The following is a 15,554-nucleotide window of genomic DNA, read 5'->3' as shown; positions in this document are numbered from 1 at the left end:
TTATTTCTTTCTACGTTCTATAATATACTTATTACTAGCTTTAGTCTTAGATCTAGTCTTAAACCCTTTCGCTGGAATACCGTTTCTTGATCTTGGATGCCCTCCTGAAGAACGTCCTTCACCACCACCCATTGGGTGATCAACTGGATTCATACGTACTGCATTAGTTCTTGGTCTTCTACCTAACCATCTAGATCTACCTGCTTTACCTGAAACTAATAATTGGTGATCTGAGTTAGATACAACTCCAATTGTAGCCATACAAGTTAACAAGATCATTCTAGTTTCACCAGAAGGTAACTTAACTGTAGCGTATTTACCATCTCTTGCCATTAATTGGGCAAAAGATCCTGCCGAACGAGCCATAACAGCTCCTTGACCTGGGTGCAACTCAATACAAGAAATTGTTGTTCCTAAAGGAATTTCGCTTAAGTACATAGCATTACCAACTTCTGGAACTAATCCTTTACCTGAAGTAATTACTTGACCTACTTTTAAACCGTTTTGTGCAATTACATAACGTTTTTCACCATCAGCATAACTAAGTAAAGCAATAAATGCTGTACGATTTGGATCGTACTCTATAGTTTTTACTGTTGCAGGGATACCTTGCTTATCTCTTTTAAAATCGATAATACGGTATTTTTGTTTATGACCTCCACCGATGTTGCGTGTAGTCATTCTACCCTGATTGTTTCGACCTCCAGATCGTTTTTTCGGAGCTAATAAAGATTTCTCCGGCTTATCAGTTGTTATGGTGTCGAACCCATTTACAACTCTAAAACGCTGACCTGGTGTTATTGGTTTTAATTTTCTAACTGACATTCTGTCTTTTCTTAAAGATTGTTATAAAAATCAATAGTTTCTCCTTCAGCTAACTGAACGATTGCCTTTTTGTATCCACTTTTTATCCCTGTTACTAAACCTTTTTTAGTGTATTTAGTATTTCTTTGAATAGGATAATTCATAGTTTTAACAGACTTAATCGCTACACCATAAGCAGCTTCAACAGCTCCTTTGATTTCTAATTTGTTAGCTTTACTGTTTACAACAAATGCATAACGGTTAAATACCTCGCTATCGTTTGTTGCTTTTTCCGTAATAATAGGTTTAATTAAAATACTCATTCTTTCCCTATTTACTTAAGTTAGTTTCAATTCCTTCTAAAGAGCTTTCAGAAATAATCACCTTATTTGCATTTAAAACGCTGTAAGTATTAACTCCTGTTGCATTTACTACTTTAGATCCTTTTAAATTACGAGATGATAAGTACACATTTGTACTTTCATCACCTAATACGAATAAAGACTTTTTTGTGTCTAATTCTAAAGCTTTTAAAACATTGATAAATTCTTTTGTTTTTGGAGTTTCAAAATTGAAATCTTCAACAACAACTAAATTACTTTCTTTTGCCTGAATACTTAAAGCTGACTTACGTGCTAAACGCTTTAAATTTTTATTCAATTTAAAAGAGTAGTTTCTTGGTCTTGGTCCAAACATACGCCCACCTCCTCTGAAAACTCCAGATTTGATAGAACCTGCACGTGCTGTACCAGTTCCTTTTTGCTTTTTAATCTTTCTTGTACTACCAGCGATTTCAGCTCTCTCTTTAGCCTTATGCGTTCCTTGTCTTTGATTCGCCAAGTACTGCTTTACGTCTAAATAAATTGCATGATCGTTTGGTTCAATACCAAATACCTCGTTAGAAAGTTCAACTTGTCTACCGGTATCTTTTCCTGTAATATCTAAAACTGCTACTTTCATTATTTTTCGATAGTTACAAAAGTATTTTTGTGACCAGGAATAGCTCCTTTTACTACGATAAGATTCTTATCAGCAACCACTTTTAATACTTTTAAATTTTGAACTTTTACTTTGTCTCCACCCATACGACCTGCCATACGCATTCCTTTGAATACTCTTGCAGGGTAAGATGCAGCACCAATCGAACCAGGAGCTCTTAAACGGTTATGCTGACCGTGCGTTGCTTGACCAACACCGGCAAAACCATGACGTTTAACAACACCTTGAAAACCTTTACCTTTAGAAACTCCAGAAACATCTACGAATTCTCCTTCAATAAAGTGCTCAACAGTAATTGAATCACCTAATTTGTACTCTCCATCAAAACCTTGAAATTCTACGACTTTTTTCTTAGCAGATGTGCCAGCTTTTTTAAAGTGACCATCTAAAGCTTTATTAGAGCTTTTTGCTTTTTTGTCATCGAAACCAAGTTGTAACGCGTTATACCCGTCAACTTCTTCGGTTCTGACTTGGGTAACCACGCATGGCCCTGCTTCGATTACAGTACAAGGAATATTTTTCCCGTTCTCATCGAATAAGCTGGTCATACCTACTTTTTTACCTATTAACCCAGACATGTTTGTTAATTTTAAGACGATAGATCTATTTTATCCAGCGCGTCTATTAATATAAATTTATTTGAAACAAAAGTTTCATTTTTCCTTTGGATATTACACATAAAAAAAGAGCGAAAAACATCTTCACTCTGAATTTGTTTTTACCATTTTTCCCTTGCGAAACCCTCAGGACATGTTAATTTCTAGCATACACTAGAAACTTTACACCACAGAATATAAATTCTGGTGTGCAAAAGTATAAAAAACTTTCGGTTTAAAAAAATTAAACCGAAAGTTAGTCATTACTTATACTTTTATCTCAACTTCAACACCGCTTGGTAACTCAAGTTTCATTAAAGCATCAATAGTTTTTGAAGAAGAACTATAAATGTCTAATAATCTTTTGTAAGCAGATAATTGAAATTGCTCTCTAGATTTTTTATTTACGTGTGGTGAACGTAATACTGTAAAAATCTTTTTATTTGTTGGTAAAGGAATTGGCCCGTTTACTACAGCTCCAGTTGACTTTACTGTCTTTACGATTTTTTCAGCAGATTTATCTACTAAATTATAATCGTAAGATTTTAATTTAATTCTAATTTTTTGGCTCATCTTAATATCTTATTAACCTTTAGCTTTTGCGATTACTTCTTCAGAAACACTTGAAGGAGTTTCTGCGTAATGAGAAAATTCCATTGTAGAAGTTGCTCTACCTGAAGACATTGTTCTTAAAGCAGTAACATAACCGAACATTTCAGATAATGGCACTAATGCTTTTACAACTTTAGATCCGTTACGATCACTCATATCGTTAACCTGACCTCTTCTTCTATTTAAATCCCCTACGATGTCTCCCATGTTTTCTTCTGGAGTTAACACCTCTAATTTCATCAATGGCTCCATGATTTTAGCTTTTGCAGCTTTTGCAGCAGCTTTATAACCCATTTTTGCAGCTAACTCAAAAGACAATTGATCAGAATCCACAGGGTGGAAAGATCCATCTCTTAAAGTTACTTTCATTGAATCCATTTCGTATCCTGCTAAAGGACCATTCTTCATAGCTTCTTTGAAACCTTTTTCAATAGACGGTACAAATTCCTTAGGAACGTTACCACCCTTGATTACAGATTCGAAAACTAATCCTTGAACACCTTCTTCTGCCGGCTCCATAGTAAATACAATATCAGCAAACTTACCACGTCCTCCAGATTGTTTCTTATAAACTTCTCTGTGCTCTGCAGCAGCTGTAATAGCTTCTTTGTACTCTACTTGAGGTTGACCTTCGTTCACCTCTACCTTGAACTCACGCTTTAAACGATCAACAATAATATCTAAGTGCAACTCACCCATTCCAGAAATAATAGTCTGTCCTGAAGCTTCATCAGTTCTTACTGTAAATGTTGGATCTTCTTCTGCTAATTTAGCTAAAGACAACCCTAACTTATCGACATCTGCTTTCGTTTTAGGCTCTACCGCTATACCAATTACTGGATCAGGAAAGTCCATAGATTCCAAAATAATTGGATTCTTTTCATCAGATAAAGTATCTCCTGTTTTAATAGATTTAAAACCTACTGCAGCTCCAATATCTCCTGCTTCGATATAATCGATAGCATTTTGTTTGTTAGAGTGCATTTGGTAGATACGTGAAATACGTTCTTTTTTACCTGAACGATTATTTAACACATAAGAACCTGCATCTAAACGCCCTGAATATGCACGGAAAAATGCTAAACGACCTACGAAAGGATCTGTAGCAATTTTAAACGCTAATGCAGAGAAAGGCTCTTTTGCATCTGGCTTACGAGAAATCTCATCACCAGTATTAGGATCTGTTCCTACAATTGCATCCTTATCTACCGGCGAAGGTAAGTAACGACACACAGCATCTAATAAGAACTGAACTCCTTTATTTTTAAAGGCTGATCCACAAATCATAGGAATGATAGACATATCCATTACAGCAGCACGAAGAGCAGCATGCACTTCATCTTCAGTAATAGAATCTTCATCTTCCATAAATTTTTCTAAAAGATTTTCATCATAAGCAGCAACTTCTTCAATAAGTTTTCCTCTTAATTCAGCAGCTTCTTCTTTTAAATCTTCAGGAATATCAACGATATCAAAAGTAGCACCTTGAGTATGATCATGCCAAATAATAGCACGGTTCTTAACTAAATCGACAATACCTTTAAACTCGTCTTCATCACCAATATTCATTACAATTGGCACAGCATTAGACTTCAACATATCTTTAACTTGCTGACATACTGCCATAAAGTTAGATCCTTGGCGGTCCATTTTGTTAACAAAACCAATACGTGGTACTTTATAGTTATCTGCCAATCTCCAGTTAGTTTCAGACTGAGGCTCAACACCATCAACTGCACTAAATAAGAAAACTAAACCATCTAGTACACGTAACGAACGATTTACCTCTACAGTAAAATCAACGTGACCAGGAGTATCAATGATATTAAAGTGATATCCTTTAGTTTCATTTGTTGGCTGACCATTTTCTACAGGGAACTTCCACTCACAAGTAGTAGCTGCAGAAGTAATTGTAATACCTCTTTCTTGCTCTTGCTCCATCCAGTCCATAGTTGCAGCACCATCATGTACCTCACCAATCTTATGACTTACACCTGTATAATACAATACACGCTCAGTAGTAGTAGTTTTACCAGCATCAATATGCGCAGCAATACCAATATTTCTTGTAAATTTTAAATTTCTAGCCATATCTTAGAATCTAAAGTGTGAGAATGCTTTATTAGCTTCTGCCATTTTGTGAGTATCAACTCTTTTCTTAACAGCGGCACCTTCTTCTTTAGCAGCAGCTAAAATTTCAGCAGCTAAACGCTGAGCCATTGTTTTTTCATTACGCTTACGCGTGTAAGTGATCATCCACTTAATCGCCATAGACACCTTACGGTCTGGACGAATTTGCATTGGAATCTGGAATGTTGCTCCACCTACTCTACGAGAACGTACTTCTACGTGAGGCATAACATTTGACAAACCATCTTTCCAAATTTCTAAAGCTGACTTCTCTTCGTCAGTTTTCTTTTCATCTACGATTGCAATTGCATCGTAAAATACTTTAAAAGCTACAGATTTTTTACCGTCCCACATTAAGTTATTTACAAAACGTGTTACTAATTGATCATTAAATTTTGGATCCGGTAAAAGAACTCTTTTTTTCGCTTTTCTTTTTCTCATGTCTTTACATTAAAAAAGTTAATTGATTAATTTTACTTCTTAGGGCGTTTTGCACCATACTTAGACCTACGCTGGGTTCTACCCTCAACTCCTGCAGTATCTAACGCACCACGAACAACGTGATACTTAACTCCTGGCAAATCTTTTACCCTTCCACCTCTAACTAATACTATCGAGTGCTCTTGCAAGTTATGTCCTTCACCTGGAATATACGCGTTAATTTCGTTACCATTTGTTAACCTTACCCTTGCTACCTTTCTCATTGCTGAGTTAGGTTTCTTAGGTGTAGTGGTATACACACGCGTACAAACTCCACGTCTTTGAGGACAAGCTTGTAATGCAGCCGATTTACTCTTCTTAGTTATTTTGGTTCTTCCTTTACGAACTAATTGTTGAATAGTTGGCATACTAAATTATTACTTGTTTTTAATTTGTACTTAATTCACTCTATTTATAAGAGTGTGCAAATGTACAATTTATTTCTAAACATTCAAATACCAGTTAGTTATTTTTAAATAATAACAATATTTAAAACTTTTTCACATAAATCACACTCTAGAAACAACTACAAATATTATAATAATTTAGCATCTATAATTAGATTACACGATATGAAACAAATCATTCTGCACAAGCTGAGTCATAGTTATGATAAAAACAAAAAAACATTTAAAATAATAGTACAGCAATAAAACAAACGAATTACTGATTAAACAATAATTATTTTCTATTTTTTTTGTTAAAAAGTTGTTGCTTTAAGATTATTTTAAGAATTTAGCACCTAATTAATTCAAATAATTACACAATGAAAACAAAGTTTAATGGAATTTTAACGCTGTTACTAGCGTTGATTGTGCAAGTATCATTTGCACAAGACAAAACAATTTCAGGTAAAGTTTCTGATAGTTCAGGGCCATTACCAGGAGTTACAGTATTAAAAAAAGGGACTTCACAAGGAACGGAAACTGACTTTGATGGTAAATACTCTATCAAAGCAAAAACTGGAGATGTTTTAGTTTTTAGTTTTGTAGGTATGACAACCTCAGAAAAAAGTGTTGGAGCTGTTAACACAATTAACGTTACTTTAACTGAAGACTCAAATGTTCTTGATGAAGTAGTTGTTACTGCTTTAGGTATGTCAAGAAGTGAGAGATCTTTAGCTTTTGCTGCTCCAAAAGTAAAGGCTGAAGAATTAAATTCAGCTCAAAACTCTAATGCTATTAGTGCTTTATCAGGTAAAGTTGCTGGTTTAAAAGTTAACTCTCCTTCAGGAAACTTAGGAGGTTCTCAAAGAATTTTAATTAGAGGTACAAACTCTGTAACAGGTAACAACCAACCTTTATTTGTTATTGATGGTATCCCTATGGATAACTCAAACTTCAATACAGATGATGCTCAAAGAGGAGCTGGTGGAGTAGATTTTGGTAGTACTATAAATGATATAGACCCAAATAACATTGAAAGTGTAACTGTATTAAAAGGTGCAGCAGCAGCTTTATATGGTTCTAGAGCATCAAATGGTGTAATTTTAATAAACACTAAAAAAGGAAACAATTCTAAAAAATTAGGAATCTCTTTAAATTCATCAATCTCTGTTACTGAAGTAGCTATTTTACCAAGATTACAAAGATTATATGGTGGAGGTAGCATTGTTTCTGACGCTAATGGTGGTAAAAATGGTTTTAGTACTGCTACAATTAATGGAACTGAACAAATGCTTGTTGGTTATGCAGTAGATGAAAGCTGGGGACCTAAATTTGACCCAAATTTAAAAGTTTTACATTGGGATGCTTTTGATCAAGCTAGTTTTCCTGAAGATTATTTAAAGCCTCGTGCTTGGGTTGCTTCTGAAAATGATGTGGATAGCTTCTTTAAAAATGGTATATCAACTAATAATGTTCTTACAATAACATCATCAACTGATAAAGGAAACTTTTTAATGTCTATCGGTGATGATAAAACTACTGGTACAGTACCAAATACAAGTATTAACAAGCATTTTGCTAAATTAAGTTTATCTCAAAAGTTATCTGATAACTTATCTGCTAACAGTAGCATTAACTATGTACAAACTAGTGGTACAAGGGCTGTTGTTGGTTATGATGGTAATAGTGTAACTCAAAAGTTTTTTCAATGGGGACAAAGACAATTAGATTATAAGCGTTTAGCTAATTATAAAAACCTTGATGGTTCTCAAAGAACATGGAACAGATCTGGATGGAATAACGCAAAACCTAAATATTCTGACAATCCTTATTGGACAATTTACGAAAATACTCCTAAAGATAAAAGGACTAGAATCTATGGTACTGTTGGTTTAAATTACCAAGTTACTGATGACTTAAGTGTTAAAGCTAATATTTTTGCTGATACATATAATTTTAGAAATTCTGAAAGAATTGCTGTAGGATCTCAAAGTCAATCACAATACTTAGAAAGAGTTTATGACTTTAAAGAATATAATTATGAATTTACTGCTAATTATAAAAAAGACTTAAGTGATAAGATTTCTGTTAATGCTTTAGCGGGAATGAATAGTAGAGATTTTTCTACTGAATACAGAGCAGTTCAAACTACGGGAGGACTTTCAATTGCTAATATTTACAACATAAATAACGGTAAAGGACAATTAAATAAAGGTACTGACTCTAGTTTTAAAAAGGTTAATAGTATTTTTGGTAGTTTAAATTTTGCTTTTGACAATCAATTATTTATTGATTTAACAGCCAGAAATGACTGGTCTTCTACTTTACCAGATGATAATAATTCTTATTTTTACCCATCTGCATCTCTTGCGTGGATATTTTCACAATCTGTCTTAAAAAGCAACGATTGGTTTAGTTTTGGTAAATTAAGATTAGGTTGGGCAGAAGTTGGTAATGATGCTAACCCATACAGTGTAATAAGCACTTTAGCGTTAGAACAACCATTTAATGGAGAAGGTACTGCATCAGTTCCTGGTAGATTATTAAACGCTAACTTAAAAAATGAAACTACTAGAACTTGGGAAGTTGGTGCTGAATTATCATTCTTAAACAGAAGAGTTAATTTAGATGCTACTTACTATAACAATAGTACTATTGATCAAATTATTCCTGTTAACCTATCTACAAGTACTGGTTATAACGAACAATATGTTAATGCGGGAGAAATGACAAATAAAGGTGTGGAAATAAACTTAGGTTTAAGACCTATTATTAAAGACAACTTTTCTTGGGATGTAGATTTTAATTTCTCTAAAAACGAAAATGAGCTTGTATCTTTAAAAGAGGATTTAGAAACATTAACATTAACAAATGCTTCTTTCCAAGTTTCATTAGCTGCTACTGTAGGTGAAGCTTATGGTACTATAATGGGTAGAGATTTTGTATATGATGATCAGGGTAATAAGGTTATAGCTTCTAATGGTAGGTATGCTGCGACTAGAGATATTGTTTCTTTAGGATCAACTTTACCTGATTACACTGCTGGTATGACTAACTCTTTTAAATATAAAAACTGGGACTTAGGATTTTTAATTGAAATGAGTAAAGGTGGTAAATACTTTTCTACTTCTCACATGTGGGGTATGTACTCTGGTATGTTAGAAGAAACAGCTGCTAATAATATAAGAGAAGACGGTATTATTTTAGGAGGTGTTACAGGAACTGTTACTTACGATGAAAACGGTAAATATACTGTTACTAACACTGCTGAAAATACAACAAGAATATCAGGTCAAGCTTACGGACAGATGCACTATGGTGGATTTGGTACTCCTGACGCTCAAAATGTTTTTGATGCCGACTATTTTAAGCTAAGAGAACTTTCATTAGGGTATACTTTTGATAGTAAAACATTACCAATTTTTGATTCTGCAAGAATAAGTGTATTTGGAAGAAACTTATACACATGGGGTCTTGACTATGATGGTATCGATCCTGAAACAGTTTCTACTGGTTCTGGTAACGTACAAGGTTTAGAAGGTGGTTTACAACCTTCAAACAGATCTTATGGTATGAATGTAAAATTATCTTTTTAAAAAAAAAAATCATGATAAAAATTAAAAAAACTTTAATATTCACAATGCTAGTTGGATCGCTATTCACAGCCTGTGATACAGATTATATAAATGACCCTGACAGACCCACAATTGTACCTACAAGTCAATTATTTAATAATGCTGCATATGATGTAGCTTATAATTTAAATGACCAATGGGTTGCCGGTAGAGGAACATTAAGTATTGCTCAATATTGGGGAGGTACTGAATATACTGAAGAAAACAGATATGCTTTAAGAACTAATATGGTTAACTCTATGTGGAACCAACCATATTTCATCTTAACAGAACTTCAAAAGGTTATTGAATTAAATGAAAATGCTGATTCTAGGGATTTAATGTCTGCTTATGGTGACAATAATAACCAAATACAAGTTGCAAGAATTTTAATGTCTTACACTTTTGTTAAATTAGTAGATACTTTTGGTGATGTACCTTATTGGAGTTATGGTCAAAAAGACAATCCTGATTTTCAAGGATTAAAGTTACCTGAAGGTATCAGTACACCTAAATATACTGACGCTAAAACAATATATATAGATTTATTAGCTGAATTAAAAGATGCTGCCGATAAATTAAATTTAAGCGCTTCTGGTTTTAAATCTGGAGATAATATTTATGATGGAGATGTTTCTAAATGGAGAAAACTTGCACATTCACTTAGATTACGTTTAGCGTCACATATATTAAAATCTGATGCTGCAATAGCTAATCAAGCATTTAACGAATCTGATGCTTTGGCTTTTAGTAGTAATGCAGATAATGCAGATTTTATTTTCGGAACTGATGACCTTACAGGAGGTCCTTGGCACCAAGCTGTTACAGTAGGGGCTAGAAGAGATTTTGCTCCTAGTACTTCTTTTGTTGAGTTATTATATAACAGAAAAGGACCTTTTCAAGCAGTTGGTTCTGAAGACCCAAGAGTAGAGAAGTTCTTTGAAAAAAGAGAATCTTCTGCTGAAGTAATTGGTGTACCATCAGTATATGGTAAAGACATTACATTAGCTATCTTAAATGAATCAACAATGAGCCCTGAAATTATAAAAGCTGATTTCGCTCAACCATTATTTCAATATGCAGAAGTTGAATTTATTAGATCTGAATTTAACTCATGGAGTCAAGCAAACTATGAAAATGGTGTAAAGGCTTCAATGGAGTACTGGGGTGTTCCTAGCGCTGATATAACTTCATATGTAGCTGCATTACCTGCAGCTTCTGAAGAAACTGTTTTAACGCAAAAATATATTGGTTTATTTATGGACGGTTTAGAAGGATGGACAGAATACAGAAGATCAGGATACCCTAATACTTTAGATGTACCTGGAGATGTATATAATGGTGTTACTTTTACAACTTTAATAACTGATTTAAACACAATTCCTAACAGAGTAAATTATCCTGCAAATGAGCAACTATTAAATAAAGAAAATAGAGATGCTGCAAGAGACCTTTTATCTGACGGAGATACAATGATTTCTAAAATATTCTGGGATGTTAACTAATTAATATTTTTGATATTTTTATTAAACCACCTCTAACGAGGTGGTTTTTTTATACAATAAATTCTAGTACATTTGCTGCATGGAAGAAAACACTACTATTTTTGGTATTAGAGCAATAATTGAAGCAATTGAAAGTGATGCTTCAATCAATAAAGTATATTTACAAAAAGGTCTTAGAGGAGATTTATTTTTTGAGTTAGACAAATTATTGAAAAAAAATAAAGTATCAACAAGTGTAGTTCCTACTGAAAAACTAGACAGGTTATCTAAACATAATAATCATCAAGGAGCAGTCGCAAAAATATCTCCAGTAGCTTTTCATGACTTAGAAAACTTAATTGAAACTACTTTAGAATCTGATAAAACACCTTTATTTTTACTATTAGATCAAGTATCTGATGTACGAAACTTTGGTGCTATTATTAGAACTGCTGAATGTACTGGTGTCAACGGAATTATCATTCAAAAAAGCGGGAGTGCTCCTGTAAATGCTGAAACGATAAAAACTTCTGCTGGTGCTGCTTTTAAAATACCTATTTGTAAAGTTGACCATATTAAAGATGCTATGTTTCAATTACAAGCTTCTGATATAAAAATGGTTGCTGCTACTGAAAAAACTGAAGACTCTGTGTTCGATGTTGATTTTAACCAACCAATAGCAATCATAATGGGCTCGGAACACAAAGGTGTAAGTAACTCAGTATTAAAAATGGTGGATTATAAGGCTAAATTACCATTACTTGGTGAAATAGAATCGTTAAACGTTTCTGTTGCTTGTGGAGTATTTTTGTATGAAACCATAAGGCAACGTCAATAATAAAATTTAAAATCCTGTTTGTAGCAGGATTTTTTTATTCTTCTTCGTTATAAATATATCGATAATTTAATGTTGGTAAGATATCTTCTTCATCGATTTGTGGCGGAACATAATTGCCTTCTTCATCAAACATATCATCAAATTCAGTTTTAGAAAACTCATATTTTTCTTTAATAATTCCTTTTTTTCTATAAATCATTGACAAAATAAATCCAATTATCAACCCTGATAAATGCCCTTCCCAAGACATGCCTTCCTTAATTGGCAGTACATACCAAATCATACTTCCATATAAAAATATAATGATAAATGATAAAGCCACCAGTCGGTAATGTTTTCTTATTATTCCACTAAAAAAAACAAAACTGAATAATAAGTATACAATACCACTTGCCCCAATATGAAATGATTTTCGAGCGATAAGCCATGTTAATATTCCTGTTAAAATTAATCCATAAGTAAATATTTTACCAGCTACATCCTTATAAAAATAAAAAACGCTTGCAGATAACACAAATAAAGGAACAGAATTGTTAAAAAGGTGGTTAGTATCGCTATGTATAAAAGGGCTAAAAAAAACCCCCTTTAAACCCGATAGAGTTCTTGGAAAAATGCCAAATTTGTTAAAATTAAATCCGAATTTGATTTCTATCCAATAAATAAACCATATTGAGAAAACAAACACAAACGGGATTGCCAATACGCTATTAGAAAATTTTAATTGTTTAGACTCTTTCATCGAGTAAAGAATAGCAAAAATAAATCCAAATGATAATTTCGGAACATCTGTCATAAATCTTTTATACTTTTACAAGATGAATCAACCTTTGGCAGAAAGAATTCGACCTCAAAATTTGTCTGACTATATTAGTCAACAACATTTAGTAGGCGACAACGGTATTTTAACGAATCATATAAAACAAGGAATCATTCCTTCTTTAATATTATGGGGGCCTCCTGGAATTGGAAAAACAACTTTAGCTAATATTATTGCCAACGAATCTGGCAGACCATTTTATACCTTAAGTGCTATCAGTTCAGGTGTAAAAGATGTGCGTGAAGTTATTGAAAAAGCCAAGAAAAGTGGTGGGCTGTTTACACAAAAAAATCCCATTTTATTTATTGATGAAATTCATCGCTTTAGCAAATCGCAACAAGATTCGTTATTAGGTGCTGTAGAAAAAGGATGGGTAACTTTGGTTGGTGCTACAACAGAAAATCCAAGTTTTGAGGTAATCCCTGCCCTACTCTCTCGTTGTCAAGTGTATATTTTAAATTCTTTTGATAAAAATGATTTAATTGCTTTGATACATAGAGCAATGGAAAAGGATGAATTTATATCTCAAAAAAAAATCCATTTAAAAGAAACCGAAGCTTTATTGCAGGTATCTGGTGGTGATGCTCGAAAGTTATTAAATATTTTTGAATTATTAGTTGCTGCAGATGATCATATAGATATAACCAATGAGTTAGTTTTGTCTAAAATTCAAAAAAATACTGTTCGGTACGATAAAACTGGTGAACAACATTATGACATTGTTTCGGCTTTTATAAAATCTATCCGCGGTAGCGACCCTAATGCTGCTGTATATTGGCTGGCAAGAATGATTGAAGGTGGTGAAGATGTAAAATTTATTGCTCGTAGAATGTTAATTGCTGCATCTGAAGATATTGGAAATGCAAATCCGACTGCTTTTATTATGGCAAACAATACTTTTCAAGCTGTATCAGTAATCGGTTATCCTGAATCTAGAATTATTTTGAGTCAATGTGCTGTTTATTTGGCTAATTCTGCAAAAAGTAACGCTTCTTACATGGCTATTGGTGAAGCTCAAAATTTAGTAAAAACCACTGGAGATTTATCGGTACCTTTACATTTACGCAATGCGCCTACAAAGTTAATGAAAGACTTAGATTATGGTAAAGAGTATCAATATTCACATAATTATACAGGGAATTTTGTTAATCAAGAATTTTTACCTGATGAAATTAAAAACACAAAATTATATGAACCTGGAAATAACACACGTGAAAATCAGTTTAGAGAACTCTTAAAAAAACGTTGGAAGGGTAAATATAATTATTAAAAAAAGGAGCGATATCGCTCCTTTTTTTAATTGTTTGTTTATCAATTTAAAACTTAATTTGATATTCTTCTGTAACCTTAACACCATCTTGATAATATTCTGCAATCCAATTAGCATTATTTTTATAAAGTATTCCGTTCTTATTTTTTAGAATAAAAACATCTGCTACATTGGTTTTTAGTATTTGAAAAACAACTGATGGTTTTGTGTTTACTAATTGAAATCCATTAGCTATAGCCTGGGCATACAAATTTACAATTGTATTATTTTGTTTATTTAAAACCTCTTTATTTTTTATAATTTTAGGCACTGTTACTATTAGGGTTTTATTAACTAAATTATTTGATTCTTCATTTTTAACAGAAACATATTTATAGTTTAAAGCTTCAATTGATTTAAATGCATTTCTGATTGCTTCGTGGTATGCCTTTTTGTAGTCTTTAGTTTTACTTTTCCCAAGTATAGATGTATATATTACATTGTTGGAGCAATCCTTTAACTCTACTTTACTCTTTGTTACAAACATCGTAGAAACATCTTTAATTGTTCCTGTAAGCGCTAAGCATCTATTTACAGAGAGATCTTTTGGTAATTTATCATCACTCAAAAAAACAGTAAAACCAGCTCTATTAAACAAAAATTTTGTTAGTGAACTTGTTTGATACTGATCAACTGTATTTACAAAATCAAATTTATTTGGCACAATAATATATTTATAATTATTTACTTTTTTTTGTGCAAAAATTGACGTTGTTAGCATCAATAATATTAAAAATATTTTTTTCATCTTTTTTAATTTATTTCTTTTTTTGATTGATGTAGCAATATCGTTAATTAATAAAAGGGCTACAAATAATTTTTTAACTTCATTAATTTATCGATACATAAAACACCAGATTCTTGTTTTATATTATTTGTAAAATGAATTGCTAACATATTAGATTTTAATGCTCCTAATACATCAGCTTCATAACTATCTCCAATCATTACGGAATTATGAGCCACAGTATTTACTTTTTTTAATGCGTGCTCAAAAATTTTCGGGTTAGGCTTCTTCACTCCTATACTTTCGGAAGTAATTATTTCTTTAAAATATTTAATAATACCTGATTTTTGAAGTTTTAAATTCTGTACCTCTTCAAAACCATTGGTAATAATATGTAGTTTATATTTTTTGTGTAAGTACTCTAAAATTTCAATAGTTCCTTCAAATAAATGGTTGTGATTTGGTAAATAGGTAATATAATCTTTAGAAATTATATTTATTAAATCATCTGAAATATTATAATTTACAGCTGTAAAACTATCTTTTAATCGGTTAAATCGTAAATATTCTTTTGATATTTTATCTTCTCGATACAATCGCCAATAATCTAAATTTATAGGCATATATACCTCTAAAAAATCTGCTACTTTTAATTGAATATTTTGTTCTTTAAATATTTGTTGAAAAGTAAGTTGTGAATTTTTATCAAAATCCCAAAGGGTATGATCTAAATCAAAAAAAATGTGTTCTATGTTCAT

At 32.4% G+C, this 15,554-nt stretch carries 15 protein-coding genes; 4 read left to right on the top strand and 11 right to left on the bottom strand.

Annotation, left to right across the window (positions count from 1 at the left end; genetic code table 11):
- The 8 genes from rplB to rpsL all read right to left on the bottom strand — a co-directional run bounded on the left by rplB (window position 1) and on the right by rpsL (window position 5,989).
- Window positions 1–825, bottom strand: a complete 825-nt coding sequence (rplB, locus tag BA195_RS06075) for a 50S ribosomal protein L2 (RefSeq protein ID WP_068703432.1) — start codon at window positions 823–825, stop codon at window positions 1–3.
- A gap of 11 nt (window positions 826–836) precedes the next feature.
- Window positions 837–1,127: a 50S ribosomal protein L23 gene (gene rplW, locus BA195_RS06070; RefSeq protein WP_068703430.1), complete on the bottom strand. Its 291-nt coding sequence runs from the start codon at window positions 1,125–1,127 to the stop codon at window positions 837–839.
- Window positions 1,128–1,134: 7 nt separating this feature from the next.
- Entirely contained in the window at window positions 1,135–1,764 is a 630-nt protein-coding gene (gene rplD / locus BA195_RS06065; protein ID WP_068703428.1) for a 50S ribosomal protein L4, read from the bottom strand.
- The gene (rplC, locus tag BA195_RS06060) at window positions 1,764–2,381 is read right to left on the bottom strand and encodes a 50S ribosomal protein L3 (protein ID WP_068703426.1); all 618 of its coding nucleotides are present in this window, start codon (window positions 2,379–2,381) and stop codon (window positions 1,764–1,766) included. Before rplC ends, rplD begins: the two co-directional genes overlap by 1 nt.
- Window positions 2,382–2,666: 285 nt before the next feature.
- Window positions 2,667–2,972: a 30S ribosomal protein S10 gene (gene rpsJ, locus BA195_RS06055; RefSeq protein ID WP_024740605.1), complete on the bottom strand. Its 306-nt coding sequence runs from the start codon at window positions 2,970–2,972 to the stop codon at window positions 2,667–2,669.
- A gap of 12 nt (window positions 2,973–2,984) precedes the next feature.
- Window positions 2,985–5,102: an elongation factor G gene (gene fusA / locus BA195_RS06050; RefSeq protein WP_068703424.1), complete on the bottom strand. Its 2,118-nt coding sequence runs from the start codon at window positions 5,100–5,102 to the stop codon at window positions 2,985–2,987.
- Window positions 5,103–5,105: 3 nt separating this feature from the next.
- Window positions 5,106–5,582 (bottom strand): 30S ribosomal protein S7, encoded by a 477-nt coding sequence (gene rpsG, locus BA195_RS06045; RefSeq protein ID WP_068703422.1) that lies wholly within the window; start codon window positions 5,580–5,582, stop codon window positions 5,106–5,108.
- Window positions 5,583–5,614: 32 nt separating this feature from the next.
- Window positions 5,615–5,989, bottom strand: a complete 375-nt coding sequence (rpsL, locus tag BA195_RS06040) for a 30S ribosomal protein S12 (RefSeq protein ID WP_028887479.1) — start codon at window positions 5,987–5,989, stop codon at window positions 5,615–5,617.
- Between the two features lie 398 nt (window positions 5,990–6,387).
- On the opposite strand from rpsL, the gene BA195_RS06035 reads away from it, so the two are divergent.
- From BA195_RS06035 to rlmB, 3 genes are all read left to right on the top strand, one after another.
- Window positions 6,388–9,603, top strand: coding sequence for a SusC/RagA family TonB-linked outer membrane protein (locus tag BA195_RS06035; RefSeq protein WP_068703420.1), 3,216 nt, complete (start codon window positions 6,388–6,390; stop codon window positions 9,601–9,603).
- Window positions 9,604–9,614: 11 nt separating this feature from the next.
- Window positions 9,615–11,126, top strand: a complete 1,512-nt coding sequence (locus tag BA195_RS06030) for a SusD/RagB family nutrient-binding outer membrane lipoprotein (protein WP_084443086.1) — start codon at window positions 9,615–9,617, stop codon at window positions 11,124–11,126.
- 79 nt (window positions 11,127–11,205) lie between these two features.
- Window positions 11,206–11,943, top strand: coding sequence for a 23S rRNA (guanosine(2251)-2'-O)-methyltransferase RlmB (gene rlmB / locus BA195_RS06025; protein ID WP_068703418.1), 738 nt, complete (start codon window positions 11,206–11,208; stop codon window positions 11,941–11,943).
- Window positions 11,944–11,977: 34 nt separating this feature from the next.
- Here the strand turns inward: rlmB and BA195_RS06020 are convergent, their stop codons facing one another.
- Window positions 11,978–12,736 carry a rhomboid family intramembrane serine protease gene (locus BA195_RS06020; protein WP_338116837.1) on the bottom strand — a complete coding sequence of 253 codons (759 nt, stop codon included), beginning with the start codon at window positions 12,734–12,736 and terminating at the stop codon, window positions 11,978–11,980.
- Window positions 12,737–12,758: 22 nt separating this feature from the next.
- On the opposite strand from BA195_RS06020, the gene BA195_RS06015 reads away from it, so the two are divergent.
- Window positions 12,759–14,030, top strand: a complete 1,272-nt coding sequence (locus tag BA195_RS06015; RefSeq protein WP_068703414.1) for a replication-associated recombination protein A — start codon at window positions 12,759–12,761, stop codon at window positions 14,028–14,030.
- A 46-nt stretch (window positions 14,031–14,076) separates the two neighbouring features.
- Here BA195_RS06015 and BA195_RS06010 read toward each other — a convergent pair whose 3' ends face one another.
- A complete protein-coding gene (locus BA195_RS06010) occupies window positions 14,077–14,817 on the bottom strand; it encodes a hypothetical protein (protein ID WP_068703412.1) in 741 nt (246 codons plus the stop codon).
- 59 nt (window positions 14,818–14,876) lie between these two features.
- Window positions 14,877–15,554: a YjjG family noncanonical pyrimidine nucleotidase gene (locus tag BA195_RS06005; RefSeq protein WP_068703410.1), complete on the bottom strand. Its 678-nt coding sequence runs from the start codon at window positions 15,552–15,554 to the stop codon at window positions 14,877–14,879.

The organism is Tenacibaculum soleae, assembly GCF_001693415.1.
Lineage (GTDB): Bacteria > Bacteroidota > Bacteroidia > Flavobacteriales > Flavobacteriaceae > Polaribacter > Polaribacter soleae.
The sequence above is the reverse complement of the archived record's forward strand: the minus strand, read 5'-3'. Positions and strand labels throughout refer to the sequence as shown.

What these genes read in the sequence shown, in the direction of transcription:
- rplB (WP_068703432.1), bottom strand. Translation starts at nt 825, where the DNA reads ATGTCAGTTAGAAAATTAAAACCAATAACACCAGGTCAGCGTTTTAGA.
- rplW (WP_068703430.1), bottom strand. Translation starts at nt 1,127, where the DNA reads ATGAGTATTTTAATTAAACCTATTATTACGGAAAAAGCAACAAACGAT.
- rplD (WP_068703428.1), bottom strand. Translation starts at nt 1,764, where the DNA reads ATGAAAGTAGCAGTTTTAGATATTACAGGAAAAGATACCGGTAGACAA.
- rplC (WP_068703426.1), bottom strand. Translation starts at nt 2,381, where the DNA reads ATGTCTGGGTTAATAGGTAAAAAAGTAGGTATGACCAGCTTATTCGAT.
- rpsJ (WP_024740605.1), bottom strand. Translation starts at nt 2,972, where the DNA reads ATGAGCCAAAAAATTAGAATTAAATTAAAATCTTACGATTATAATTTA.
- fusA (WP_068703424.1), bottom strand. Translation starts at nt 5,102, where the DNA reads ATGGCTAGAAATTTAAAATTTACAAGAAATATTGGTATTGCTGCGCAT.
- rpsG (WP_068703422.1), bottom strand. Translation starts at nt 5,582, where the DNA reads ATGAGAAAAAGAAAAGCGAAAAAAAGAGTTCTTTTACCGGATCCAAAA.
- rpsL (WP_028887479.1), bottom strand. Translation starts at nt 5,989, where the DNA reads ATGCCAACTATTCAACAATTAGTTCGTAAAGGAAGAACCAAAATAACT.
- BA195_RS06035 (WP_068703420.1), top strand. Translation starts at nt 6,388, where the DNA reads ATGAAAACAAAGTTTAATGGAATTTTAACGCTGTTACTAGCGTTGATT.
- BA195_RS06030 (WP_084443086.1), top strand. Translation starts at nt 9,615, where the DNA reads ATGATAAAAATTAAAAAAACTTTAATATTCACAATGCTAGTTGGATCG.
- rlmB (WP_068703418.1), top strand. Translation starts at nt 11,206, where the DNA reads ATGGAAGAAAACACTACTATTTTTGGTATTAGAGCAATAATTGAAGCA.
- BA195_RS06020 (WP_338116837.1), bottom strand. Translation starts at nt 12,736, where the DNA reads ATGACAGATGTTCCGAAATTATCATTTGGATTTATTTTTGCTATTCTT.
- BA195_RS06015 (WP_068703414.1), top strand. Translation starts at nt 12,759, where the DNA reads ATGAATCAACCTTTGGCAGAAAGAATTCGACCTCAAAATTTGTCTGAC.
- BA195_RS06010 (WP_068703412.1), bottom strand. Translation starts at nt 14,817, where the DNA reads ATGAAAAAAATATTTTTAATATTATTGATGCTAACAACGTCAATTTTT.
- BA195_RS06005 (WP_068703410.1), bottom strand. Translation starts at nt 15,554, where the DNA reads ATGAACATAGAACACATTTTTTTTGATTTAGATCATACCCTTTGGGAT.